Here is a 24,131-nt window from a genome sequence, read left to right on the forward strand (position 1 = left end):
GGTATCGAAAGGCGGTGTGGCATGGCTGAATTGAACGTTGAGATCGTCGCCGTCGACCGCAAGATCTGGTCGGGGGAAGCGACGTTCCTGTTCACCCGCACCACCAGCGGCGAGATCGGCATACTGCCCCGCCATATCCCGCTGGTGGCCCAGTTGGTCGATGACGCAATGGTGCGCGTCGAGCGGGAGGGTCAAGACGATCTGCGCGTCGCGGTGGATGGCGGGTTCTTGTCGGTGACCGAGGAGAGCGTCACTATTCTCGCCGAATCCGCCGAGTTCGAATCGGAGATCGACGAGGCCTCCGCCAAGCAGGATTCCGAGTCCGACGACCCTCGCACCGCCGCGAGGGGACGCGCCAGATTGCGCGCCGTCGGCGCGATCGACTAGCCGCCGATGAGCGCGCCCATGGTTGGCATGGTCGTGCTCGTCGTCGTGCTGGGGGCCGCCGTCCTGGCGCTGAGCTATCGGCTGCTGAAACTCCGGCAGGGTGGAACCGCGGGAATCATGCGGGACATCCCGGCGGTCGGAGGTCACGGCTGGCGGCATGGCGTGATCCGTTATCGCGGAGGTGAAGCCGCGTTCTACCGGCTCTCCAGTGTCCGGCTCTGGCCGGATCGCCGGCTCAGCAGGCGAGGCGTCGAGATCGTGGCCCGGCGCGCACCGCGCGGCGATGAGTTCGACATCATGACCGACGAGATCGTGGTGCTGGAACTGCGTGATACGACCCAGGAACGCCGGCCGGGATACGAAATCGCGCTGGACCAGGGCGCGTTGACCGCGTTTTTGTCGTGGCTCGAGTCCCGACCGTCGCCGCGCGCGCGTCGTCGCAGCATCTGACCAAAAGTTCAGCGGCTCAATCGGTTTAGGCTCCGCCGCCCGGCTTCCACAGGACATCACCCTCGGGGTTTGCCACCCGCGACAGGATGAAGAGTAGATCCGACAACCGATTCAGGTATTTCGCTGGCAGCACGTTGACGTCGTTCGGTGCCGAATCGACTGCGGCCCAAGCCGACCGCTCGGCGCGGCGCACCACGGTGCGGGCGACGTGCAACAGTGCTGACAACGGTGAACCACCAGGCAGCACAAAGGAATTCAGCGCCGGCAGGGGCTCGTTGTATTTGTCGCACCATCCTTCCAGCCGGTCGATGTAGGACTGGACTACTCGCAACGGAGGGTATTTCGGGTTCTCCACCACCGGAGTGGACAGATCGGCGCCGGCGTCGAACAAATCGTTTTGGATCTGGCGCAGCACGTCCGCGAGTTCGGCGTCGGGCTGACCCAGCGCGATGGCGACGCCGATCGCGGAGTTGGCCTCGTCGCAGTCCGCGTATGCCACCAGGCGGGGATCGTTTTTCGACACTCGGGAGAAGTCGCTCAATCCCGTGGTGCCGTCGTCGCCGGTCCGGGTATAGATGCGGGTCAGATGGACTGCCATGAACAAACCGTACTCGGCGAAGTGAGTTAGCTGACTGACAAGCCGATACCGCTTCACTAGACTGACGCGGGTGGCTGAGCGATTCGTGGTAACCGGCGGCAACCGGTTGTCCGGCGAAGTCGCAGTAGGGGGCGCCAAGAACAGCGTGCTCAAGCTGATGGCCGCGACGTTATTGGCCGAAGGCACCAGCACGATCACCAACTGCCCCGACATTCTCGACGTGCCGTTGATGGCCGAGGTGCTGCGCGGGCTGGGCGCCACCGTGGAACTCGACGGCGACGTCGCCCGCATCACCTCACCCGACGAGCCCAAGTACGACGCCGACTTCGCGGCGGTGCGGCAGTTCCGCGCCTCGGTGTGTGTGCTGGGCCCGCTGGTCGGCCGGTGCAAGCGGGCCAAGGTGGCGCTGCCCGGCGGGGACGCGATCGGATCGCGGCCACTGGACATGCATCAGGCGGGCCTGCGGCAATTGGGCGCGACGTGCAACATCGAGCACGGCTGTGTCGTTGCTCACGCAGATACGTTGCGCGGCGCGGAGATTCAACTCGAATTTCCCTCGGTGGGGGCCACCGAGAACATCTTGATGGCCGCGGTCGTCGCGGAGGGCGTCACCACGATCCACAACGCCGCGCGGGAACCCGACGTTGTCGATCTCTGCACGATGCTCAACCAGATGGGCGCGCAGATCGAGGGCGCCGGTTCGCCGACCATGACGATTACCGGGGTGCCGCGGCTGTATCCCACCGAGCACCGGGTGATCGGTGACCGCATCGTCGCCGCCACCTGGGGGATCGCCGCTGCCATCACCCGTGGCGACATCTCGGTGAGCGGTATCGATCCGGCGCATCTTCAGGTGGTGCTGCACAAACTGCACGACGCGGGTGCCACCGTCACGCAAACGGACAGCAGTTTTCGCGTGGTGCAATACGAGCGCCCGAAGGCGATGAACGTTGCGACGTTGCCTTTTCCCGGTTTTCCGACGGACCTGCAACCGATGGCGATTGCCCTGGCGTCGATCGCCGACGGCACCTCGATGATCACGGAGAACGTGTTCGAGGCGCGCTTCCGATTCGTCGAAGAGATGATCCGGCTCGGCGCCGACGCGCGCACCGACGGCCATCACGCCGTGGTGCGGGGACTGCCGCAACTTTCCAGCGCACCGGTCTGGTGTTCGGACATCCGGGCCGGCGCCGGCCTGGTGCTCGCCGGGCTCGTCGCCGACGGTGACACCGAGGTCCACGACGTCTTTCACATCGATCGCGGCTACCCGTTGTTCGTGGAGAACCTGGCGATTTTGGGAGCGGAGATCGAGCGGGTACAGTAACCAAAGTCAGTGCCCCACAGGCGCGGTCACCACTCGAAGGGGACCGAGACCGGGGCTTGACTCCCTCGCCGGATTGGTACTAACCTGGCACGGCTGCCCTCGCAGCGATCACCACGATCGCAAGAAATTTGAGGGTTGACGCCTCTGCCGGAATTGTATTAAGCTGGCAGGGTTGCCCCGAAGCGGGCGAAACAAGCAAGAGTGTTGTTTGAGAACTCAATAGTGTGTTTGGTGTTTTTGTTTGTTGTTGTTTTTTTGACCACACCGTAAACACTCCCCGTGTGATGGGTGTGGTCGTTTTATTTTGATGCCAGTTTTTGGTGTCTTTTTGTTAGGTCAGATTTTCTCTGATTCGAAATACGCCTCGTTTATCGAGGAGTTTTTGTTTGGAGAGTTTGATCCTGGCTCAGGACGAACGCTGGCGGCGTGCTTAACACATGCAAGTCGAACGGAAAGGCCCCTTCGGGGGTACTCGAGTGGCGAACGGGTGAGTAACACGTGGGTAATCTGCCCTGCACTTCGGGATAAGCCTGGGAAACTGGGTCTAATACCGGATATGACCACGAGACGCATGTCTTGTGGTGGAAAGCTTTTGCGGTGTGGGATGGGCCCGCGGCCTATCAGCTTGTTGGTGGGGTGATGGCCTACCAAGGCGACGACGGGTAGCCGGCCTGAGAGGGTGTCCGGCCACACTGGGACTGAGATACGGCCCAGACTCCTACGGGAGGCAGCAGTGGGGAATATTGCACAATGGGCGCAAGCCTGATGCAGCGACGCCGCGTGGGGGATGACGGCCTTCGGGTTGTAAACCTCTTTCAGCAGGGACGAAGCGCAAGTGACGGTACCTGCAGAAGAAGCACCGGCCAACTACGTGCCAGCAGCCGCGGTAATACGTAGGGTGCGAGCGTTGTCCGGAATTACTGGGCGTAAAGAGCTCGTAGGTGGTTTGTCGCGTTGTTCGTGAAAACCGGGGGCTTAACCCTCGGCGTGCGGGCGATACGGGCAGACTGGAGTACTGCAGGGGAGACTGGAATTCCTGGTGTAGCGGTGGAATGCGCAGATATCAGGAGGAACACCGGTGGCGAAGGCGGGTCTCTGGGCAGTAACTGACGCTGAGGAGCGAAAGCGTGGGGAGCGAACAGGATTAGATACCCTGGTAGTCCACGCCGTAAACGGTGGGTACTAGGTGTGGGTTTCCTTCCTTGGAATCCGTGCCGTAGCTAACGCATTAAGTACCCCGCCTGGGGAGTACGGCCGCAAGGCTAAAACTCAAAGGAATTGACGGGGGCCCGCACAAGCGGCGGAGCATGTGGATTAATTCGATGCAACGCGAAGAACCTTACCTGGGTTTGACATGCACAGGACGCCGGCAGAGATGTCGGTTCCCTTGTGGCCTGTGTGCAGGTGGTGCATGGCTGTCGTCAGCTCGTGTCGTGAGATGTTGGGTTAAGTCCCGCAACGAGCGCAACCCTTGTCTCATGTTGCCAGCACGTAATGGTGGGGACTCGTGAGAGACTGCCGGGGTCAACTCGGAGGAAGGTGGGGATGACGTCAAGTCATCATGCCCCTTATGTCCAGGGCTTCACACATGCTACAATGGCCGGTACAAAGGGCTGCGATGCCGTAAGGTTAAGCGAATCCTTTTAAAGCCGGTCTCAGTTCGGATCGGGGTCTGCAACTCGACCCCGTGAAGTCGGAGTCGCTAGTAATCGCAGATCAGCAACGCTGCGGTGAATACGTTCCCGGGCCTTGTACACACCGCCCGTCACGTCATGAAAGTCGGTAACACCCGAAGCCAGTGGCCTAACCTTTTGGAGGGAGCTGTCGAAGGTGGGATCGGCGATTGGGACGAAGTCGTAACAAGGTAGCCGTACCGGAAGGTGCGGCTGGATCACCTCCTTTCTAAGGAGCACCACGAGAAACACTCCAATTGGTGGGGTGTGAGCCGTGAGGGGTTCTCGTCTGTAGTGGACGGGGGCTGGGTGCACAACAGCAGACAATCGCCAGACACACTATTGGGCCCTGAGACAACACTCGGCCGACTTAGGTCGATGTGGTGTCCCTCCATCTTGGTGGTGGGGTGTGGTATTTGAGTATTGAATAGTGGTTGCGAGCATCTAGACGGATACGTTGCCCTCGTGGTGCGTGTTCGTCAAAAATGTGTAATTTTTCTTTTGGTTTTTGTGTTCGTAAGTGTTTAAGGGCACATGGTGGATGCCTTGGCATCGAGAGCCGATGAAGGACGTGGGAGGCTGCGATATGCCTCGGGGAGCTGTCAACCGAGCGTTGATCCGAGGATTTCCGAATGGGGAAACCCAGCACGAGTTATGTCGTGTTACCCGTATCTGAATATATAGGGTGCGGGAGGTAACGCGGGGAAGTGAAACATCTCAGTACCCGTAGGAAAAGAAAACAAAAGTGATTCCGCTAGTAGTGGCGAGCGAACGCGGAACAGGCTAAACCGCATGCATGTGTAACCGGGTAGGGGTTGTGTGTGCGGGGTTGTGGGATTGATTTTCTCAGCTCTACCTGGCTGAGGGGCAGTTAGAAAGTGTCGTGGTTAGCGGAAGTGGCCTGGGATGGTCTGCCGCAGACGGTGAGAGCCCGGTACGCGAAAACCCGGCACCTGCCTTTATCAATTCCCGAGTAGCAGCGGGCCCGTGAAATCTGCTGTGAATCTGCCGAGACCACTCGGTAAGCCTAAATACTTCTCGATGACCGATAGCGGATTAGTACCGTGAGGGAATGGTGAAAAGTACCCCGGGAGGGGAGTGAAATAGTACCTGAAACCGTGTGCCTACAATCCGTCAGAGCCTCCTTGTGGGGTGATGGCGTGCCTTTTGAAGAATGAGCCTGCGAGTCAGGGACATGTCGCAAGGTTAACCCGTGTGGGGTAGCCGCAGCGAAAGCGAGTCTGAATAGGGCGCTTGAGTGGCATGTTCTGGACCCGAAGCGGAGTGATCTACCCATGGCCAGGGTGAAGCGCGGGTAAGACCGCGTGGAGGCCCGAACCCACTTAGGTTGAAGACTGAGGGGATGAGTTGTGGGTAGGGGTGAAAGGCCAATCAAACTCCGTGATAGCTGGTTCTCCCCGAAATGCATTTAGGTGCAGCGTTACGTGTTTCACCACGGAGGTAGAGCTACTGGATGGCCGATGGGCCCTACTAGGTTACTGACGTCAGCCAAACTCCGAATGCCGTGGTGTATAGCGTGGCAGTGAGACGGCGGGGGATAAGCTCCGTACGTCGAAAGGGAAACAGCCCAGATCGCCGGCTAAGGCCCCTAAGCGTGTGCTAAGTGGAAAAGGATGTGCAGTCGCAAAGACAACCAGGAGGTTGGCTTAGAAGCAGCCACCCTTGAAAGAGTGCGTAATAGCTCACTGGTCAAGTGATTGTGCGCCGATAATGTAGCGGGGCTCAAGCACACCGCCGAAGCCGCGGCAACCGCAAGGTTGGGTAGGGGAGCGTCCTCCACGCAGAGAAGCTGTCGGGTGACCGATGGTGGAGTATGGAGGAGTGAGAATGCAGGCATGAGTAGCGATTAGGCAAGTGAGAACCTTGCCCGCCGAAAGACCAAGGGTTCCTGGGCCAGGCCAGTCCGCCCAGGGTGAGTCGGGACCTAAGGCGAGGCCGACAGGCGTAGTCGATGGACAACGGGTTGATATTCCCGTACCCGTGTATGAGCGTCCCTGACGAATCCATTCTGCTAACCACCCAAATGGTGGTCTATCAATCCCTTCGGGGTGCGAGGACCGTCGGCTGCGTGGGACCCGGGTGGGTAGTAGTCAAGCGATGGGGTGACGCAGGAAGGTAGCCGTACCAGTCAGTGGTAATACTGGGGCAAGCCTGTAGGGAGAACGATAGGCAAATCCGTCGTTCATATTCCTGAGAGGTGATGCATAGCCGATTGAGGCGAATTCGGTGATCCTCAGCTGCCAAGAAAAGCCTCTAGCGAGCGCATACATGGCCCGTACCCCAAACCAACACAGGTGGTCAGGTAGAGAATACCAAGGCGTACGAGATAACTATGGTTAAGGAACTCGGCAAAATGCCCCCGTAACTTCGGGAGAAGGGGGGCCGGCTTATTGTGAACAGCCTTGCGCTGCGAGCGAGAACCGGCCGCAGAAACCAGTGGGAAGCGACTGTTTACTAAAAACACAGGTCCGTGCGAAGTCGCAAGACGATGTATACGGACTGACGCCTGCCCGGTGCTGGAAGGTTAAGAGGACCCGTTAATCGTAAGGTGAAGCGGAGAATTTAAGCCCCAGTAAACGGCGGTGGTAACTATAACCATCCTAAGGTAGCGAAATTCCTTGTCGGGTAAGTTCCGACCTGCACGAATGGCGTAACGACTTCCCAACTGTCTCAACCATAGACTCGGCGAAATTGCACTACGAGTAAAGATGCTCGTTACGCGCGGCAGGACGAAAAGACCCCGGGACCTTCACTACAACTTGGTATTGGTGTTCGGTACTGTTTGTGTAGGATAGGTGGGAGACTGTGAAACTCTAACGCCAGTTAGAGCGGAGTCGTTGTTGAAATACCACTCTGACCGTATTGGACACCTAACTTCGAACCCTTATCGGGTTCAGGGACAGTGCCTGGCGGGTAGTTTAACTGGGGCGGTTGCCTCCTAAAATGTAACGGAGGCGCCCAAAGGTTCCCTCAACCTGGACGGCAATCAGGTGTTGAGTGTAAGTGCACAAGGGAGCTTGACTGCGAGACTTACACGTCAAGCAGGGACGAAAGTCGGGACTAGTGATCCGGCACCCCCGAGTGGAAGGGGTGTCGCTCAACGGATAAAAGGTACCCCGGGGATAACAGGCTGATCTTCCCCAAGAGTCCATATCGACGGGATGGTTTGGCACCTCGATGTCGGCTCGTCGCATCCTGGGGCTGGAGCAGGTCCCAAGGGTTGGGCTGTTCGCCCATTAAAGCGGCACGCGAGCTGGGTTTAGAACGTCGTGAGACAGTTCGGTCTCTATCCGCCGCGCGCGTCAGAAACTTGAGGAAACCTGTCCCTAGTACGAGAGGACCGGGACGGACGAACCTCTAGTGCACCAGTTGTCTCACCAGAGGCACTGCTGGATAGCTACGTTCGGACAGGATAACCGCTGAAAGCATCTAAGCGGGAAACCTTCTCCAAGATCAGGTTTCTCACCCTTTTAGAGGGATAAGGCCCCCCGCAGACCACGGGATTGATAGGTCAGACCTAGAAGCTCAGCAATGAGTGTAGGGAACTGGCACTAACCGGCCGAAAACTTACCAACACAATCGCAACCACTATGAGTGACTATTTAGTCGCGCCAAATACCACACCCCCCATCAATACACTTGAATGGAAAAATAAATAGAGTTACGGCGGCCACAGCGACAGGGAAACGCCCGGTCCCATTCCGAACCCGGAAGCTAAGCCTGTCAGCGCCAATGATACTGCCCGATCGGGTGGAAAAGTAGGACACCGCCGAACACACACAAAAACACCCCCTGCAAAGGGGGTGTTTTTGCATTTCCTCAGTCGAATAACGTCAAATTCGACCGCTGATTTTCCAATTCGAGCAGTGTGCGTTTGCGGCCGAGTCCGCCGCCGAAGCCGGTGAGGCGGCCATTTGCGCCGATGACGCGATGACAGGGGACGACGATCGCGATCGGGTTGTGGCCGTTGGCCAATCCGACGGCTCGCGCGGCACCGGGCGCCCCGATTTGTTCGGCGATTTCTCCATACGACCGGGTCTCGCCATACGGAATTGTCAGCAGCGCCTGCCAGACGCGTCGCTGGAATTCGGTGCCCCGCAGGTCGAGCTCGAGATCGAAAGTCGTGAGCTCGCCGGCGAAATACGCCACGAGTTGGTCGACGGCCGTGCCGAATGCACGCGGATCGGGCGACCAGTCGGCGCGGCTCGGTTCGTAGGTCTGATCGATCATCCGCAGGTTGGTCAAGACCGAGCCATGGCCGGCGAGGGTCAGCAACCCGATCGGGCTGTCGATGGTGCGGTACTGGATCATACGACCTCCTGTGGTGGCCATTGGTTCACCGGGTGCTCGAGGGTGGTCCACAAATGCTGGGTGGCATACGAGCGCCAGGGGCGCCAATGTGCGCTGTGCTCAATGAGTTTGCGCTGATCCGTCGGCAAGCCCAGCTGTTTGGCGGCGAGTTGTAGCCCGAGGTCACTGGCAGGAAAAGCGTCCGGGTCCCCGAGGCCGCGCATCGCGATCACCTCCGCGGTCCATGGGCCGATCCCCGGCAGGGCCAGCAGCTGGGTGCGCGCACCGTCCCAGTCGCTTCCGGCGTCCAGCACCACGCTGCCATCGAGAAGCCCGTCGATCAGCGCCCTCATCGTCCGCTGCCGGGCCTTGGGGACCGCCAGATGGATGGGATCGATCTCGGCGAGTTGCTCGATTGCCGGGAAGGCATGCGTCAGTGCGCCTTCGGGGTCGTGCACCGGCGGGCCGTACGCGTGGACCAATCGGCCGGCGTGGGTGCGCGCGGCCTTCGTCGACACCTGTTGACCCAGCACGGCACGCACCGCGAGTTCGGCCTCGTCGACCGTGCGCGGAATGCGTTGTCCGGGTGCCTTGGCCACGACGGGGGCCAGCAGCGGGTCGCGGCTCAGCGTGTCCACGATCGCTTCCGGATCGGCGTCGAGGTCGAGCAGCCGCCGGCAGCGGGCGATCGCGGTCGTCAGATCGCGGAAGTCGTCGAGCACGAGTAGGCAGCGCACGTGGTCGACGGCCGGCGTCAGCGCGACCACGGCGTTGCCCGCCGGAAGCCGTAGGCTGCGCCGGTAGGCGCCGTCGCGCACCTCCTCGCAACCCGGGACGGCACCCGCGGCCAGATGGCCGAAGGCGCCCTCATAGGCGAACGGGGTACGTACCGGCAGCCGAAGACACACTGTCCCAGGCGAAGTCGTGTCGGACCCGAACCGGGCGGCCGCGCGTCTGCGCAACTCGGTCGGTGTGTTTTCGAACACCAGCTGCACCGTGTCGTTGAATTGGCGGATGCTGGAAAAGCCGGCGGCGAATGCGATGTCGCCGAACGGCAGATCGGTCGTCTCGATCAGCAGCCGGGCGGTCTGGCTTCGTTGCGCGCGAGCCAGCGCGAGCGGACCGGCGCCGACTTCGGCCTGCAAAAGCCGCTCCAGCTGCCGGGTAGTGTACCCGAGGTGGGCGGCCAGACCGCCCACGCCGTCGCGGTCCACCGTGCCGTCGGCGATGAGCCGCATCGCCCGCGCAACGACGTCGCCGCGCACGTTCCATTCGGGCGATCCCGGCGAGGCGTCGGGACGGCATCGCTTGCACGCGCGGAAACCCGCCCGCTGTGCGGCCGCCGCGGCCGGATAGAACCGCACGTTGCGTGCGAACGGCGGGCGCACCGGGCAGCTGGGCCGGCAGTAGATGCGGGTGGTGAGCACCGCCGTGACGAACCAGCCGTCGAACCGGGCGTCCTTGGACTGGACCGCCCGGTAGCAGCGTTCGAAATCGTCGTGCACGCTTCCACAGTTACACCAGAGGTCCGACAAGACTGGCGGAAAAGCGACATGACCGTGGGCCGGCGGGCCGCCAGGTCAGATGACGAGGGCTACCGCGCGATCATCAACAATGACCCGCTCGGGCGGGGGTTCAAGGTGACGGCCTATGTCGACCTGGGGCCGATCGATTCGGCGGCGATCCGAGCATTCGAGGGCGCGGTCGTGGCGCTTCCGGAGATCATCGAATGTCGGCGCATGATGGGCACTCCCGACTACGTATTGCTGATCGCGGCCGCCGACCTGGTCGACTACGAGAAGCTGTACACGGACAGACTGTCCACCCTTCCCGGGATATCGAGGATCCGCTCGCAGATTGCGATGAAGACCGTGAAGTCCGGTTAGCTCACCAAGGAGTCCACATGACCGAGCCGAGGCCCATCGCCGTCGAGAACTTCTCCCATGTCTGCATCGGCGTCTCCGACATGGACAGGTCGCTGGCGTTCTACACCGCGGTGCTGGGCATCGACGTGGTCTTCGATGTCGAACTCGAGGGCGGCGGACTCGACGTGGTGACCGGCGGCGCTGCCCAGAAGGGCCGGATGGTCGGCGGATTGATCGGGGGAGCGATGGTCGAGTTGCTCTACCTGGGCGACGTTCCCGCCGCCCCCGCCGGCCCGCACCGTGGCTACACCAACATCTCGTTTCGGGTCGCCGACCTCGACGAAACCTACGCGGCCGTGCGGCGCCAGCACCCTGGGGTGCGCACCGAGCCGGTGGTCGACATCGGTGGTGTACGAATGTTTTTCGTCCACGATCCCGATGACACGCCGATTGAGATTCTCGAGCTGCCGGGTGGCGCGCGCACCACGGAGGAACTCTGGCGGCCCGGCGGCTAAGACGTTGCGGCCAAAGCGACGAAGTCTCCGGCGGCGCGGGACAACGGCCGGGCAGAATCCCAGACCATCCCGATATCGCGGTAAGCGTCGGCGTCGGCCAGGTGCAGCACGCTGACCCCGGGCGCATGCTCGCTGCCGTCGATCGGCGTCAGGCTGATGCCCAGCCCGGCGGCCACCAGCCCGGCGTTGGTGGTCAGGTTCGCCGATTCCAATACGATGCGAGGCTGGAATTGTGCTGCGGCACAAAGCTCGTCGAGCAGCTGCCGCATGCCGAATCCCGGATGCATCGTGATGAACGGCTCGTCGGCGAGGTCCGTCATCGATACCGCTGCCGCATCCGTCAGCCGGTGGTCGCGGGGCACCGCGATGCCGAGGCGCTGACGAAACAGGCTGCGCCAGGCCAGGGTTGGCTTCTGCGGTCGCGGTGACACCACCGCGACATCGAGAAACCCGTCCAGCACACGATCGCTGATCGTCTCGGCGGCGCCCTCCTCGAGCGTGAATGTCACGCGCGGTGAGACCTCCGAGAAGCCCGCGATCAACCGGGGGACGACGACTGATCCGAACGAACTCAAGAAGCCCAGGCGGATCTCCCCGGCGGCCGGATTGCTCAGGTCTTCGATTTCGCGTCGGGCCGAATCGAGCTCCAACTGGGCCCGGCGGGCGTGCCCGTAGAAGATCCGGCCGTAGTTGCTCAGCGAGAGCCGGCGGCCGTGGCGGTCGAACATCGGCACCCCCAGGCGGCGTTCCAGACGCGCCAGCATCCGCGTCAGCGTCGGCTGCGCGATGTGAAGTTGTTGAGCCGCCGCCGTGACGTGCTGGAGCTCGGCGAGTGTGAGGAACCACTCGTAGTCGCCATCAGCCATGTCAGCCACCTTTACTTATGTCGAAAATGCATCATAATCTCGGCAATAATTCATTTCCGAATCCGTGGGCCGGCGCGCAGCATCGTATCTGTGCCCCAGTTCGCCGCGACTCCTGCCGCCCACCTTGCCGGCAGCAGCGGATACCGGCGAGTGACCGCGGCGCTGTGCGGCGCCGGTCTGGCCAGTTTTGCCGCGATGTACTGCACGCAGGCGCTGCTGCCCGCGTTGTCGGCGTACTACCGAATCTCCCCGGCTACCTCGGCGCTGACGGTCTCCCTGACCACCGGAATGCTGGCGCTGGCCATCGTCCCGGCCAGCGTGTTGTCGGAGCGCTACGGGCGCATCGCGGTGATGCTGGTCTCGGGGATCACGTCCAGCACGATCGGGTTGCTGCTGCCGTTCAGCCCCTCGCTCGGCGTCCTGCTGGTCGGCCGGGCGCTGCAGGGCGTCGCGCTGGCCGGGATTCCAGCGGTCGCGATGGCGTTTCTGGCCGAGGAGGTGCACGCGTCATCGCTGGGATCGGCGATGGGGCGCTACATCGCCGGGACGACGATCGGCGGCTGCGCGGGGCGGATCATCCCGGCACTGGTCCTCGAGGTCAGCAACTGGCGGGTCGCGCTGTTGGTGTGTTCGGTGACGACGTTGGCCGCGACGGTGGTATTCGCCCTGCTGGTGCCCCGGTCCCAGTTCTTCACTCCGAAGACGGTGAGCATGCGGGTGACCACCCAGAGTCTGCTGGATCATCTGCGAAATCCGTTGTTGCTGAAGCTTTTTTCTCTGGCTTTCACGCTGATGGGCGGATTCGTCACCGTGTACAACTACCTCGGTTACCGGCTGGCCGCCGCTCCGTTCGCGCTGGCGCCGTCGGTGGTGGGCCTGCTGTTCCTGCTGTACCTGGTGGGCACCGGGACGTCGGTCGTGGCGGGACGGCTCGCCGACCGCCGCGGGCGCATGCTGGTGCTGGGCGGCGCCTTGCCGGTCACGGTCGTGGGCCTGCTGATGACGCTGCCGGATGCACTGCCCGTGATCGTCGCCGGCACCGGCGTCTTCACTGGCGGCTTCTTCGCCGCCCACGCGGTGGCCAGCGGATGGGTGGGCGCGGTGGTCCGCCGAGATCGCGCCGAGGCCTCCGCGCTCTACCTGTTCAGTTACTACCTGGGCGGATCGGTGGCCGGCGCGGTCGGCGGGCTGGTCTACAGCGTGGGCGGCTGGGCGGCCACCGTGTGGTTCGTGGGAACGCTGCTGATCCTCGCCCTGCTATTGGTGGCGTCGCTGGTGAGAGTCGCTGTGCCCGTGCGGGTTCGCAGTCTGTCCTAGAGGTCGAAGATATTGCGGCGCGGGGGGCCCGGCTGGGCAGCCGGATCGACGAACCATTCGTGACTGAACACCAGTCCGAACACTTGCGGCGGCAACAGCATCACCAACCCGAACAGACACGCGCCGAGCCCGCCGCCGATCTGCGAACGATGCGCGGCGAAGGCATCGCGCTTCTGCCGGGCGAAGGCCCGGACGTCGATCCGGTGTGTGATCGTGGCCTGCGAGGCGTACGCGGTGCGTACCGTTTCGGCGTCGTAGGGCGCCGGAAGTCGCAGTAGGCGACAGACGTTGGAGACGCGGACCAGTAACTCGCGTGGCATGGTCGCCTCGAGCACCCGCGGGGTGGTGGCCAACTCGGCGGCGCGCTTGCCGACGTGATGGACCTGCACGTGATCCCGGTGCCCGTAGCCGCCGTTGGGCTGATAGCTCAGCAGCAGCTGTGCGTCCTCGTCGCGCAGGATCGCGGCCAGCCGCTGGGCCGCCGCTTCCACCTCGGCCCGCGCGAACCTCACCCGGCCGGGCGGGTCCGGGTAGCAGATCGGCCCGTAGCCGCTGTCCGCGTAGCCAAGGCACTCGACTCGGTGCACACCGAGAACGCTTGCGCTCGAGAGTAATTCATCCATTCGGGTGTCGTCGTCCTGGTCGCTCACGCGTCCGTCGGTCGCCGTTACCAGGATTACCCGATGCCCCGCGGCGACCGCACCGGCGAGCGTGCCGCCGGTGAGGACCACCTCGTCGTCGGGATGAGCGTGAAAGGCGACGAGGGTTGCCACGGCTACTCGCAGCTTACCGGCGATGCCAGCCGGGTGGGGTGGTCGTGCCCGCGCAGCGTCACGGTCTCACCCAAAGACCAACGGGCGCTTTCGCTTTCGCTCGCGCCCTGGATGGCGTCCGAGGTTGCCAACAATCCGCCCGGGTGCGACTTCGCCAGCTCGCACAGCCGGGCCGCCTCGTTGACCGGCCCGCCGATCACGGTGTATTCGAACCGCTCCTTGGCGCCGACATTGCCGGCGACGACCTGGCCGGCCGCCACGCCGATACCGGCCTCGAGCTCGGACATTTCGCCGGCCAGCCGGTCGCGGATCGCGCGTGCCGCGGCCAGGGCCTCGTCTTCGGGACAGTCGAGATGATTCGGGGCGCCGAAGATGGCCAGCGATGCGTCGCCCTCGAACTTGTTGACCAGTCCGTGGTGTCGGTCGACTTCCTCGACGACGATCGCGAAGAAGCGGTTGAGTATCTGGACGACCTCGGTCGGCGGTTGGCTGGTGACCAATTGCGTGGAGCCGACGATGTCGATGAACACCACCGCCACGTGGCGCTCTTCGCCGCCCAGTTTCGGCTTTTCGCGCTCGGCGGCCGCGGCGACTTCGCGCCCGACATGGCGGCCGAACAGGTCGCGCACCCGTTCGCGCTCACGTAGGCCGTCGACCATGGCGTTGAAACCGCGCTGCAGCTCGCCGAGTTCGGTGCCGTCGAACACCACCAGATCGCCCCGCAGATCGCCCTGCTCGACGCGTTTCAGGGCCGCGCGCACCACCCGAACCGGTGTCGCCGTCAACCAGGACAGGATCCACATCAGGATGAAGCCGAAAATCAGCGTCACGGTCGCGACGATCAGCACCGCGACGCCGAGTTGGGTCTCGCTCAGATTTCCCAGCACCAATGCGAAGAACGCGATCATTGCGATGCCGAACAGTGGCACGCCGGAACCGAGCAGCCAGACCGTCAGGGTCCGGCCCATGATGCCCGGCGCCAGGCGCTGCGGGACCCGTCCGGCCTCAAGCGCTTGGGCGGCCACCGGCCGCAGGGCGAACTCGGTGACCAGGTAGCAGGCGGTGGACACCAGGATGCCGCAGATGCTCACCGAGAAGCCCACGATCGGGATGAACAGTGTGTTGGTCAGCCCGTAGAGCGTGGTCAGCAACGCCGTCCCGATTCCCCACAGCACGAGCACCCCAATCGCCAGCCAGAACGGGATCAGGAAGGTATTGCGTTCGTCGTCGAGGGTGGGCGTGCGCTCTTCGATCGCCCACCGCAGCGCGGCCGTCGTCCGGTGGGTGATCCAGTAGGTGCCGAGCGCCGACGCGATGGCGACGTATCCGGGCGCGACGGCCCAGGTGATCCACGCCGGCGCGTCGGTGAAGACGCTGGGCGACGGCAACGCGACGGCCAGAAGCAGCACGGCCACGCCGATCCCGATCAGATTCGCCGCGAGGATGAAGACGGTCAGGATGATTTGGATGCGTACCCGTCGGCGGGCCTGGCTCTCGCTCACTCGTCCGAGCAGCCACGAGCCATACGCGGGCGTCTCTGGCAACCGGCCGCTCTGGCGGGTGACCCTTTCGAGCACCCGTCCCAAGCGTTGGGCCATGCTCTGGTTCGCCGACATGGTGGCGCCAGCCTAATTCGTTGACGACGCTCTAAGGTGAGTCGGGTGCGTCTTGTGATCGCCCAGTGCACCGTTGACTACGTTGGCCGGCTCACCGCTCATCTGCCGTCGGCGCGTAGGTTGTTGCTGTTCAAGGCCGATGGCTCGGTGAGCGTGCACGCCGACGACCGCGCCTACAAGCCGTTGAACTGGATGAGTCCGCCGTGCTGGGTGACCGAAGAGGTCGTGGGCGAGACGCCGGTCTGGGTGGTGGAGAACAAGGCGGGCGAACAGCTGCGCATCACCGTCGAGGAGATCGAGCACGACTCCAGCCACGATCTCGGTGTCGATCCCGGGTTGGTCAAAGACGGCGTCGAGGCGCACCTGCAGGCACTGCTCGCCGAACACGTGCAGTTGCTGGGTGAGGGCTATACGTTGGTCCGCCGCGAGTACATGACCGCGATCGGTCCAGTCGATCTGTTGTGCCGTGACGAGCGGGGCGGCTCGGTTGCGGTGGAGATCAAACGGCGCGGCGAAATCGACGGCGTGGAGCAACTCACTCGCTACCTCGAATTGCTGAATCGCGACACCGTTCTCGCGCCGGTCAAGGGCGTGTTCGCCGCGCAGCAGATTAAACCTCAGGCGCGAACTTTAGCCACTGACCGCGGGATACGTTGCCTCACACTGGATTACGACAAGATGCGGGGAATGGACAGCGACGAGTACCGGCTGTTCTGATTTGCCCGATTAGACTTGGCGGCATGGCTCGACGCCGCACACCGCCGCGCCGGCAACAGCTGCCTTCGCTGTCGCCGGTGCTGCGACGGGTGGAAACCGGGCCCGACGGTCACGATTACGAAGTGCGCCCGGTCGCCGCCGCGCGTGCGCTGAAGACCTACCGGTGCCCCGGCTGCGATCACGAAATCCGTTCCGGCGTAGCACATCTGGTGGTGTGGCCGGCGGACTCGGCCGGAGGCGGGTTGCAAACACGAGAAGACGATCGCCGGCATTGGCACACGCCGTGCTGGACGAACCGGGCAAACCGCGGCCCGACCCGAAAGTGGTCGTGAATGTGAAGACCGGCTAGGAAGCCGGCTCGACCAATTCCATCAGCACCCCGCCGGCGTCCTTGGGATGGATGAAGTTGATCCGAGAGTTCGCTGTACCGCGGCGCGGAATCTCATAGACCAGCCGCACGCCCTGCTCACGCAGCTGCTCGCAGAGGGCGTCCAGGTCGCTGACTCGGACGGCCATCTGCTGGATGCCCGGTCCGCGCTTGTCCAGGAACTTGGCGATCGTCGAGGACTCGTCGATCGGGGCCATCAGCTGGATCTGCGCGGTGCCGGGCTCGCCGTCCTGCACGGCGATCATGGCTTCGCGGATTCCCTGATCCTCGTTGACTTCCTCGTGTACCAGCACCATGCCGAGGGTGTCGTGGTACCAGGCGATGGCCGCGTCGAGGTCGGCGACTGCGATGCCGACGTGATCGATCGCCGTCACCAGCGAGGTGGCCAGCAACTGACGGGCGCCAACTTGATCGGTCGTCATCACATAAAGGTAACCTGGCGGCAAAGATTGCGCTTCTCCGGGAGGCCGACTGGGCCGTCCATGCGTCGCTAGGAGGTTGTTATGACGACATCGGTGATCGTTGCTGGAGCACGGACCCCGATCGGCAAGTTGATGGGTTCGCTGAAGGATTTCTCGGCCAGCGACCTGGGTGGGATCGCGATCGCCGGTGCGCTGGAGAAGGCGAACGTGCCCGCCTCCGCGGTCCAGTACGTGATCATGGGCCAAGTGCTGACCGCCGGCGCCGGCCAGATGCCCGCGCGGCAAGCTGCGGTGGCGGCCGGTATCGGCTGGGACGTCCCGGCGCTGAGCATCAACAAGATGTGCCTGTCCGGTATCGATGCCATTGCACTGGCTGACCAGCTGATTCGGGCCGGAGAGTTCGACGTTGTGGTGGCCGGTGGTCAGGAGTCCATGACGAAGGCACCCCACCTGCTGATGGACAGCCGTGCGGGCTACAAGTACGGGGACGTGACGGTGCTCGACCACTTGGCCTACGACGGCCTGCACGACGTGTTCACCGACCAGCCGATGGGCGCGCTGACCGAGCAGCGCAACGACGTCGACAAGTTCACCCGCGCCGAGCAGGACGAGTTCGCTGCGCGGTCGCATCGGAAGGCGGCCGCCGCGTGGAAGGACGGCGTTTTCACCGACGAAGTCGTGCCCGTGAACATCCCGCAGCGCAAAGGCGATCCGCTGCAATTCACCGAGGACGAGGGCATTCGGGCAAACACCACCGCCGAATCGCTGGCCGGTCTCAAACCGGCTTTCCGGAAGGACGGCACCATCACCGCGGGCTCGGCGTCGCAGATTTCCGACGGGGCCGCCGCGGTCGTGGTGATGAACAAGGACAAGGCGCAGGAAATGGGCCTGTCGTGGCTGGCCGAGATCGGTGCGCACGGAGTCGTGGCGGGGCCCGATTCGACGCTGCAGTCCCAGCCCGCCAACGCGATCAAGAAGGCACTCGCCCGCGAGGGCATCACGGTCGACCAACTCGACGTGGTGGAGATCAACGAGGCGTTCTCGGCGGTGGCGCTGGCCTCGACGCGCGAACTCGGCCTCAACCCCGAGATCGTCAACGTCAACGGCGGTGCGATCGCGGTGGGACACCCGATCGGCATGTCGGGCGCCCGGATCACGCTGCATGTGGCCCTGGAACTGGCGCGGCGCGGTTCGGGCTACGGCGTCGCGGCGCTGTGCGGCGCCGGGGGCCAGGGCGACGCGCTGATTCTGCGCGCCGGTTAAGCCGGGCTGACCAACGGTCACGGTTGCTGGAAGGCCGGATTCGGTGCGCGTTGTGACGTTGCTCTCATGAGCCGAGCAGGGGTCTTCGCGGGGCCGATTTTCGCCCGGAGTTGCCCGTGCGGGAGCCCCCGCGCCACCGGGTGGCTTGGTAGTCGGCGCGCATGACAGACTTGACGGCGTGACGCGTCCGAGATCCTCGATCGGGCCTGCGCTGGCTGGTGCGGTCGACCTGTCCGGTCTTAAGCAACGTGCTCAGCAGAGCCCGTCGCCCGCCGGCGCCGCGGCCGGGTCCACACCGGCGGGTCCGGGGACCACAGCGGTCACCGAGGCCAATTTCGAGGCCGAGGTGCTAATCCGCTCCGACGAAGTGCCCGTCGTGGTCGCCCTGTGGTCGCCGCGCAGCGAGGCCTGCGTCGAGCTGGTCGACACGCTATCCGGCCTGGCCGCCGAGGACGGCGGGAAATGGGCCCTGGCGACGGTCAATGTCGACGTGGCGCCCCGGGTGGCCCAGATCTTCGGTGTCGAGGCGGTTCCTACCGTCGTGGCCCTGGCCGCCGGCCAGCCGCTGTCCAGCTTCCAAGGCCCGCAGCCCGCCGATCAATTGCGCCGCTGGCTGGATCAACTGCTGTCGGCGACGGCCGGAAAGCTAAAGGGCGCAACCGGTTCCGAGGAGGCCGCGGAGGTCGACCCCGAGTTGGCCCAAGCCCGCCAGCAGCTGGAGGCCGGTGACTTCGACGCGGCCAAGCAGTCCTACCAGGCGCTGCTGAACACCAATCCGGACAGTGTCGAGGCGAAGGGCGCGATCCGTCAGATCGAGTTCCTCACCCGTGCGACCACTCAGCGTCCCGATGCGGTGGCCGTCGCGGATGCAGCACCCGGTGACATCGAAGCCGCCTTCGCGGCCGCCGATGTGCAGATCCTCAACCAGGATGTGAACGCGGCATTCGAACGCTTGACGGCGTTGGTGCGCAGCACATCTGGGGACGAGCGCACCCAGGTGCGCACCCGGCTGATCGAGTTGTTCGAACTCTTCGATCCCGCCGACCCCGAGGTCATCGTCGGCCGGCGCAACCTCGCCAACGCGCTCTACTGAGGGCCATCGATTCAGGCCGCGAACGTCGAGTTGTTGGGCCAAGCGAGGCCGTAATCCAACAACAAGTCGACGCTCGGTGTGGCGATAAGCGGCTTACTCGGGTTCCAGCCACAGTGCCGACGTGGGCGGCAGCACCAGCTGCGCCGAGGCCGGGCGGCCATGCCACGGGTCCTCGGTGGCGTCCACACCGCCGAGATTGCCTATCCCCGAACCGTTGTAGTCCGTCGCGTCGGTGTTGAGCACCTCTCGCCAGCGACCGGCGCTCGGCAGCCCGAGCCGGTAGCCGGCGTGCTCGGTGCCCGAGAAGTTGAACACACACGCCATCACCGAGCCGTCGTTGCCGTACCGCAGGAAACTCAACACGTTGTTGCCGGAATCGTTGGCGTCGATCCAGGAATAGCCCTCGGGTGTGGTGTCGCGGCTCCACAGCGCCGGACGGTCGCGGTAAATGGCGTTGATGTCGCGGACGAAACGCAGCACCCCGTTGGAGAAGCCCTGCTCGTCGAGCTGCCACCAATCCAGGCCGTTCTGCTCTGACCACTCGGCGCGCTGCCCGAATTCCTGTCCCATGAACAGCAATTGCTTGCCGGGGTGGGCCCACTGATAGGCCAGCAGGCTGCGCAGTCCGGCGGCCTTGACGTGATTGTTGCCCGGCATCCGGCCCCACAGCGTGCCCTTGCCGTGCACGACCTCGTCGTGGCTGAGCGGCAGCACGTAGTTCTCGCTGAACGCGTACAGCATCGAGAAGGTCATCTCGTGGTGGTGGAAGCTGCGGTAGACCGGGTCGCGGCTGATGTAGTCGAGCGTGTCGTGCATCCAGCCCATATTCCACTTCATCGAAAAGCCAAGGCCGCCAAGGTTGGTCGGCCGCGTCACGCCGGGCCACGATGTCGACTCCTCGGCGATCGTGACGATGCCCGGTGCGGCCTTGTGCGCGGTGGCGTTCATCTCCTGCAGGAACTGCACGGCCTCGAGATTCTCTCGCCCGCCGTAGATGTTGGGTGTCCAGCCGTCGGCGGGACGCGAGTAGTCCAGGTAGAGCATCGAGGCCACCGCGTCCACTCGCAGGCCGTCGATGTGGTACTCCTCGAGCCAGTACAGCGCGTTGGCGACCAGGAAGTTGCGCACCTCGCGGCGGCCGAAGTCGAAAACGTAGGTACCCCAGTCGAGTTGCTCACCGCGCTTGGGGTCGGAGTGCTCGTAGAGGGGGGTGCCGTCGAAGCGGCCCAGTGCCCACGCGTCCTTGGGGAAGTGCGCCGGAACCCAGTCCACGATCACGCCGATGCCGGCCCGGTGCAGCGCGTCGACGAGCGCCCGAAAATCGTCGGGTGTGCCGAATCGCGATGTCGGGGCGTAATACGAGGTGACCTGATATCCCCAGGACCCGGCGAAGGGGTGTTCGGCCACGGGCAACAGCTCTACATGGGTAAATCCATGCTCGACAACGTAATTCGTCAGCTCGGTGGCGAGCTCGCGGTAGCTGCGTCCGGGTCGCCACGAGCCGAGATGTACCTCGTAGGTGCTCATCGGCTCGAACACCGGATTGCGCTGCGCCCGCTGCGTCATCCAGTCGCCGTCGGTCCAGGTGTGCTTGCTGGTCGTCACCCGCGACGCGGTCTGCGGTGGCACCTCGGTGGCGAAGGCGAACGGGTCGGCCCGTTCGGTCACGACGCCGTCGGCGCCGTGCACGCGGAACTTGTACAGGCCGTCAGTCGGGAACCCGGGCCAGAACAACTCCCATACCCCGGTGGAGCCCAGCACTCGCATCGGCGCCTCGGTGCCGGTCCAGCCGTTGAACTCGCCAATCAGGCTGATGCCCTTGGCGTTTGGCGCCCACACCGCGAACGACACCCCGTCGACGACACCGTCGGCCGTGGTGAACGAGCGGGGGTGGGCACCAAGGACTTCCCAGAGTCGCTCGTGGCGGCCCTCGGAGAACAGGTGCAGGTCGACCTCGCCCAGGGTGGGCAGGAAGCGGTAAGCGTCGGCGGTCACGTGCGCGCCGGGGCCGTAATCCAGCTTCAGCCGGTAGTCGATCAGGTTCGCGAACGGCAACGCAACGGCGAACAAACCGGCTTCGAGGTGCTGCATCGCGAACTCGTCGTCACCGATTAGTGCGACGACTTCCTTCGCATGCGGGCGAAAGGCCCGGATGACGGTGTGGTCGCCGTACTCGTGAGCACCCAGGATGCTGTGCGGGTTGTGGTGAGTGCCGGCCACCAGCCGGGCCAGATCGCCCGGGTCGGGCGCCAGGTGCGTTTGATCGGTTCGGCTCTCGGTTCGACTCATGCGGTTATCCCCTTTCGGGCCCTCTTACCTCCTGCGCAGCAACGCGTTTCGAGACTCCTGCGGGATGATTGGCATATTGATGATGTGGGCGACCGCCTGTCCGGGGTCGATGCGAACGTAATTGGACTGCCCCCACTGGAATTCCTGACCGGTTATCTCATCGCGCACCCAGAACCGCTCATAGGACTCCATACCCAATGCCGCCATGTCTAACCACAGTGTGCCTTCTTCGGGCCCGAGTGCGTTGAGCGTCACTACCACCAGTACGCAGTCTCCCGTGGCCGGGTCGAACTTGCTGAAGGCCATCAGCGCGTCGTTGTCGACACCGTGGAAGTAAATGGTGCGCAACTGCTGCAAGGCGGGATGGACGCGTCGAATTGCGTTGAGCTGCTTCAAGAACGGCTCGAGCGACCTGCCCTCGGCGCGCGCTGCCGCGTAGTCGCGGGGACGCAATTCGTACTTCTCCGAGTCGAGGTACTCCTCGCTGCCCTCGCGTACGGCGCGGTGCTCGAACAGCTCGTAGCCCGAGTACACGCCCCAGGCCGGACTCATCGTCGCGGCCAGCACCGCGCGGATGGCGAACATGCCCGGGCCGTTGTGCTGCAGTATCGCGTGCAGGATGTCGGGTGTGTTCACGAACAGATTCGGCCGCCGGAAGTCGGCGAGGGCGGAGATGTCGTTGCCGAATTCGGTGAGTTCCCATTTGGCGGTGCGCCAGGTGAAGTAGCTGTAGGACTGGGTGAAGCCGAGCTTGGCCAGTCCGTATTGGCGGACCGGCGGGGTGAACGCCTCGGACAGGAACAGCACGTCGGGATCGGCGTCCTTGACCTGACCGATCAGCCAGGCCCAGAAGTTGGGCGGCTTGGTGTGCGGGTTGTCGACCCGAAAGAACTTGATGCCGTGGTCAACCCAGTGCCGGACCACGCGCAGCACTTCGTCGTAGAGGCCCGCGGGATCGTTGTCGAAGTTGATCGGATAGATGTCCTGATATTTCTTCGGCGGATTTTCCGCGTAAGCGATTGTGCCATCCGGCAATTCGGTGAACCACTGCCGGTGTTCGCGCGCCCACGGGTGATCCGGGGCGCACTGCAGTGCCAGGTCCAGAGCGACTTCCATGCCCAGATCGCGTGCCGCGGCGACGAATTTGTCGAAGTCCTCGATGGTGCCCAGCTCCGGGTGGATCGCGTCGTGGCCGCCCTCGTCGCTACCAATTGCCCAGGGCGAGCCCACATCTCCGGGAGCCGCGGTGGGGGAGTTGTTTCGCCCCTTGCGGTGTACCTTGCCGATCGGATGGATCGGCGGCAGATACACGACATCGAATCCCATCTCGGCGATGCGCGGCAGGTCGGCGGCGGCCGTCGCGAAGGTGCCGTGCACGGGGTTTCCGTCGGCGTCCCAGCCGCCGGTGGAACGCGGGAACATCTCGTACCAAGAGCCGAAGCGGGCCAGCGGCCGGTCCACCCAGACCCCGTGCTGCTCGCCGCGGGTGACGATCTCGCGCAGCGGATAGGTGTCCAGGACCTCCTCGATCTCGGGCGCCAGCGCCAGCGCGGTGCGCGTCACCGGATCTCCCGGGGCCCGCAACGCCGCGGCGGCCGTCAGCAGCGGCTCGCGGTCCGCGCGCGGCACCCCGGTCGCGGCGCGCTCGAGCAAACCGGCGCCGACCAACAGATCGTTGGACAGTTCCTTCTCGCCCTGGCCGGCATCCAGCTTGGCCAGCAGACCGTGGCGCCAGGTGTGGATGGGGTCGCCCCAACCGTCCACTCGGTAGGTCCACAGCCCGACCCGGTCGGGCGTGAACTGGCCATGGAAAACATACGGTTCCAGGCCCATCGTCATCGGCAGCTGCAGCGGTTTGACCCGCTCGGCGGGCTTGCCGTCGACCGGGGACGCCAGCCGTTCCGGCGCCTGCACCGCCGTAACCCGGCGCGTCTCGGTGACCTGGGGGTAGCGCGGCCCCAGGTAGCGGACGACCAGGGTCGCCGCGACCGCGTCGTGGCCTTCTCGCCACACCGCGGCACTGACCGGGACGGTCTCTCCGACCACCGCCTTGGCGGGGTACGCGCCGCAGGAAACGACGGGCGCGACGTTATCGATCTCGACACGACCGGGCACCACCACTCCGTTCCATCCGATTGTTTGCGGGCAAACCGCGGATTGTGCTGCGGCGCGGAATGCCTGCCGTCTCAGGAAACATCGTCTCGTGGGGAAAGTTCCTGTACCGGGGGAGCGTCATTGCAGCCCCGATTACTACCCGTACCCAC

At 64.1% G+C, this 24,131-nt stretch carries 19 protein-coding genes and 3 rRNA genes; 13 read left to right on the forward strand and 9 right to left on the reverse strand.

Annotation, left to right across the window (positions count from 1 at the left end; genetic code table 11):
• Positions 1-21 precede the first annotated feature (21 nt).
• Both G6N55_RS24785 and G6N55_RS24790 read left to right on the forward strand, forming a co-directional pair.
• Positions 22-387: a F0F1 ATP synthase subunit epsilon gene (locus G6N55_RS24785; RefSeq protein ID WP_085220939.1), complete on the forward strand. Its 366-nt coding sequence runs from the start codon at positions 22-24 to the stop codon at positions 385-387.
• Positions 388-393: 6 nt separating this feature from the next.
• Positions 394-837 (forward strand): DUF2550 domain-containing protein, encoded by a 444-nt coding sequence (locus G6N55_RS24790; RefSeq protein ID WP_085220938.1) that lies wholly within the window; start codon positions 394-396, stop codon positions 835-837.
• Positions 838-862: 25 nt separating this feature from the next.
• Here G6N55_RS24790 and G6N55_RS24795 read toward each other — a convergent pair whose 3' ends face one another.
• Complete coding sequence (locus G6N55_RS24795) at positions 863-1,435, reverse strand: cob(I)yrinic acid a,c-diamide adenosyltransferase (RefSeq protein WP_085221239.1); 573 nt, start codon at positions 1,433-1,435, stop codon at positions 863-865.
• A gap of 70 nt (positions 1,436-1,505) precedes the next feature.
• Here G6N55_RS24795 and murA point away from each other — a divergent pair, with 70 nt between their 5' ends.
• The 4 genes from murA (at position 1,506) to rrf (ending at position 8,228) form a co-directional block, all read left to right on the forward strand.
• Complete coding sequence (gene murA / locus G6N55_RS24800) at positions 1,506-2,759, forward strand: UDP-N-acetylglucosamine 1-carboxyvinyltransferase (protein WP_085220937.1); 1,254 nt, start codon at positions 1,506-1,508, stop codon at positions 2,757-2,759.
• Positions 2,760-3,142: 383 nt separating this feature from the next.
• Positions 3,143-4,661, forward strand: a 16S ribosomal RNA gene (locus tag G6N55_RS24805).
• A gap of 285 nt (positions 4,662-4,946) precedes the next feature.
• Positions 4,947-8,028, forward strand: a 23S ribosomal RNA gene (locus G6N55_RS24810).
• Positions 8,029-8,115: 87 nt separating this feature from the next.
• Positions 8,116-8,228: ribosomal RNA gene (gene rrf / locus G6N55_RS24815) — 5S ribosomal RNA — on the forward strand.
• Together the 16S, 23S and 5S rRNA genes form the textbook arrangement of a ribosomal RNA operon.
• A 44-nt stretch (positions 8,229-8,272) precedes the next feature.
• Here rrf and G6N55_RS24820 read toward each other — a convergent pair.
• Together G6N55_RS24820 and G6N55_RS24825 are read right to left on the reverse strand one after the other, a co-directional pair.
• Positions 8,273-8,764, reverse strand: a complete 492-nt coding sequence (locus tag G6N55_RS24820; protein WP_085220936.1) for a methylated-DNA--[protein]-cysteine S-methyltransferase — start codon at positions 8,762-8,764, stop codon at positions 8,273-8,275.
• Positions 8,761-10,248 (reverse strand): DNA-3-methyladenine glycosylase 2, encoded by a 1,488-nt coding sequence (locus G6N55_RS24825; RefSeq protein ID WP_085220935.1) that lies wholly within the window; start codon positions 10,246-10,248, stop codon positions 8,761-8,763. The genes G6N55_RS24820 and G6N55_RS24825 overlap by 4 nt, the downstream gene beginning before the upstream one ends.
• A 48-nt stretch (positions 10,249-10,296) precedes the next feature.
• Between G6N55_RS24825 and G6N55_RS24830 the strand changes: the two genes are divergently transcribed.
• Together G6N55_RS24830 and G6N55_RS24835 are read left to right on the forward strand one after the other, a co-directional pair.
• Positions 10,297-10,629 carry an Lrp/AsnC family transcriptional regulator gene (locus tag G6N55_RS24830; protein WP_085220934.1) on the forward strand — a complete coding sequence of 111 codons (333 nt, stop codon included), beginning with the start codon at positions 10,297-10,299 and terminating at the stop codon, positions 10,627-10,629.
• Between the two features lie 17 nt (positions 10,630-10,646).
• Positions 10,647-11,123, forward strand: a complete 477-nt coding sequence (locus G6N55_RS24835; protein ID WP_085220933.1) for a VOC family protein — start codon at positions 10,647-10,649, stop codon at positions 11,121-11,123.
• On the opposite strand, the gene G6N55_RS24840 is transcribed toward G6N55_RS24835, so the two are convergent.
• Positions 11,120-11,989, reverse strand: a complete 870-nt coding sequence (locus tag G6N55_RS24840) for a LysR family transcriptional regulator (protein ID WP_085220932.1) — start codon at positions 11,987-11,989, stop codon at positions 11,120-11,122. The genes G6N55_RS24835 and G6N55_RS24840 overlap by 4 nt on opposite strands.
• 90 nt (positions 11,990-12,079) lie before the next feature.
• On the opposite strand from G6N55_RS24840, the gene G6N55_RS24845 reads away from it, so the two are divergent.
• Positions 12,080-13,306, forward strand: coding sequence for an MFS transporter (locus G6N55_RS24845; protein ID WP_264001953.1), 1,227 nt, complete (start codon positions 12,080-12,082; stop codon positions 13,304-13,306).
• Here the strand turns inward: G6N55_RS24845 and G6N55_RS24850 are convergent.
• Together G6N55_RS24850 and G6N55_RS24855 are read right to left on the reverse strand one after the other, a co-directional pair.
• Positions 13,303-14,079 (reverse strand): PIG-L deacetylase family protein, encoded by a 777-nt coding sequence (locus tag G6N55_RS24850; protein ID WP_085220931.1) that lies wholly within the window; start codon positions 14,077-14,079, stop codon positions 13,303-13,305. The two genes, G6N55_RS24845 and G6N55_RS24850, sit on opposite strands and share 4 nt — an antisense overlap.
• Before the next feature lie 2 nt (positions 14,080-14,081).
• Positions 14,082-15,695: an adenylate/guanylate cyclase domain-containing protein gene (locus tag G6N55_RS24855; protein WP_085220930.1), complete on the reverse strand. Its 1,614-nt coding sequence runs from the start codon at positions 15,693-15,695 to the stop codon at positions 14,082-14,084.
• Positions 15,696-15,740: 45 nt separating this feature from the next.
• On the opposite strand from G6N55_RS24855, the gene nucS reads away from it, so the two are divergent.
• Complete coding sequence (nucS, locus tag G6N55_RS24860) at positions 15,741-16,412, forward strand: endonuclease NucS (protein WP_085220929.1); 672 nt, start codon at positions 15,741-15,743, stop codon at positions 16,410-16,412.
• A 23-nt stretch (positions 16,413-16,435) separates the two neighbouring features.
• On the forward strand, positions 16,436-16,744 hold the full coding sequence (locus tag G6N55_RS24865; protein ID WP_085220928.1) for a hypothetical protein: 309 nt from the start codon (positions 16,436-16,438) through the stop codon (positions 16,742-16,744).
• 13 nt (positions 16,745-16,757) lie between these two features.
• Here G6N55_RS24865 and mce read toward each other — a convergent pair whose 3' ends face one another.
• Complete coding sequence (gene mce / locus G6N55_RS24870) at positions 16,758-17,225, reverse strand: methylmalonyl-CoA epimerase (RefSeq protein ID WP_085220927.1); 468 nt, start codon at positions 17,223-17,225, stop codon at positions 16,758-16,760.
• A 78-nt stretch (positions 17,226-17,303) separates the two neighbouring features.
• Between mce and G6N55_RS24875 the strand changes: the two genes are divergently transcribed.
• Both G6N55_RS24875 and G6N55_RS24880 read left to right on the forward strand, forming a co-directional pair.
• The gene (locus G6N55_RS24875) at positions 17,304-18,485 is read left to right on the forward strand and encodes an acetyl-CoA C-acetyltransferase (protein WP_085220926.1); all 1,182 of its coding nucleotides are present in this window, start codon (positions 17,304-17,306) and stop codon (positions 18,483-18,485) included.
• A gap of 178 nt (positions 18,486-18,663) precedes the next feature.
• A complete protein-coding gene (locus G6N55_RS24880; RefSeq protein ID WP_085220925.1) occupies positions 18,664-19,578 on the forward strand; it encodes a thioredoxin family protein in 915 nt (304 codons plus the stop codon).
• 93 nt (positions 19,579-19,671) lie between these two features.
• Here the strand turns inward: G6N55_RS24880 and glgB are convergent, their stop codons facing one another.
• The gene (gene glgB, locus G6N55_RS24885) at positions 19,672-21,867 is read right to left on the reverse strand and encodes a 1,4-alpha-glucan branching protein GlgB (RefSeq protein ID WP_085220924.1); all 2,196 of its coding nucleotides are present in this window, start codon (positions 21,865-21,867) and stop codon (positions 19,672-19,674) included.
• Between the two features lie 24 nt (positions 21,868-21,891).
• Positions 21,892-23,982, reverse strand: a complete 2,091-nt coding sequence (locus G6N55_RS24890; RefSeq protein ID WP_211283667.1) for an alpha-1,4-glucan--maltose-1-phosphate maltosyltransferase — start codon at positions 23,980-23,982, stop codon at positions 21,892-21,894.
• Between the last annotated feature and the right edge of the window lie 149 nt (positions 23,983-24,131).

The organism is Mycobacterium florentinum, from assembly GCF_010730355.1.
Lineage (GTDB): Bacteria > Actinomycetota > Actinomycetes > Mycobacteriales > Mycobacteriaceae > Mycobacterium > Mycobacterium florentinum.

Coding starts and splice junctions, on each gene's coding strand:
- G6N55_RS24785 (WP_085220939.1), top strand. CDS start 22: ATGGCTGAATTGAACGTTGAGATCGTCGCCGTCGACCGCAAGATCTGG.
- G6N55_RS24790 (WP_085220938.1), top strand. CDS start 394: ATGAGCGCGCCCATGGTTGGCATGGTCGTGCTCGTCGTCGTGCTGGGG.
- G6N55_RS24795 (WP_085221239.1), bottom strand. CDS start 1,435: ATGGCAGTCCATCTGACCCGCATCTATACCCGGACCGGCGACGACGGC.
- G6N55_RS24820 (WP_085220936.1), bottom strand. CDS start 8,764: ATGATCCAGTACCGCACCATCGACAGCCCGATCGGGTTGCTGACCCTC.
- G6N55_RS24830 (WP_085220934.1), top strand. CDS start 10,297: ATGACCGTGGGCCGGCGGGCCGCCAGGTCAGATGACGAGGGCTACCGC.
- G6N55_RS24835 (WP_085220933.1), top strand. CDS start 10,647: ATGACCGAGCCGAGGCCCATCGCCGTCGAGAACTTCTCCCATGTCTGC.
- G6N55_RS24840 (WP_085220932.1), bottom strand. CDS start 11,989: ATGGCTGATGGCGACTACGAGTGGTTCCTCACACTCGCCGAGCTCCAG.
- G6N55_RS24855 (WP_085220930.1), bottom strand. CDS start 15,695: ATGTCGGCGAACCAGAGCATGGCCCAACGCTTGGGACGGGTGCTCGAA.
- G6N55_RS24865 (WP_085220928.1), top strand. CDS start 16,436: ATGGCTCGACGCCGCACACCGCCGCGCCGGCAACAGCTGCCTTCGCTG.
- G6N55_RS24875 (WP_085220926.1), top strand. CDS start 17,304: ATGACGACATCGGTGATCGTTGCTGGAGCACGGACCCCGATCGGCAAG.
- glgB (WP_085220924.1), bottom strand. CDS start 21,867: ATGAGTCGAACCGAGAGCCGAACCGATCAAACGCACCTGGCGCCCGAC.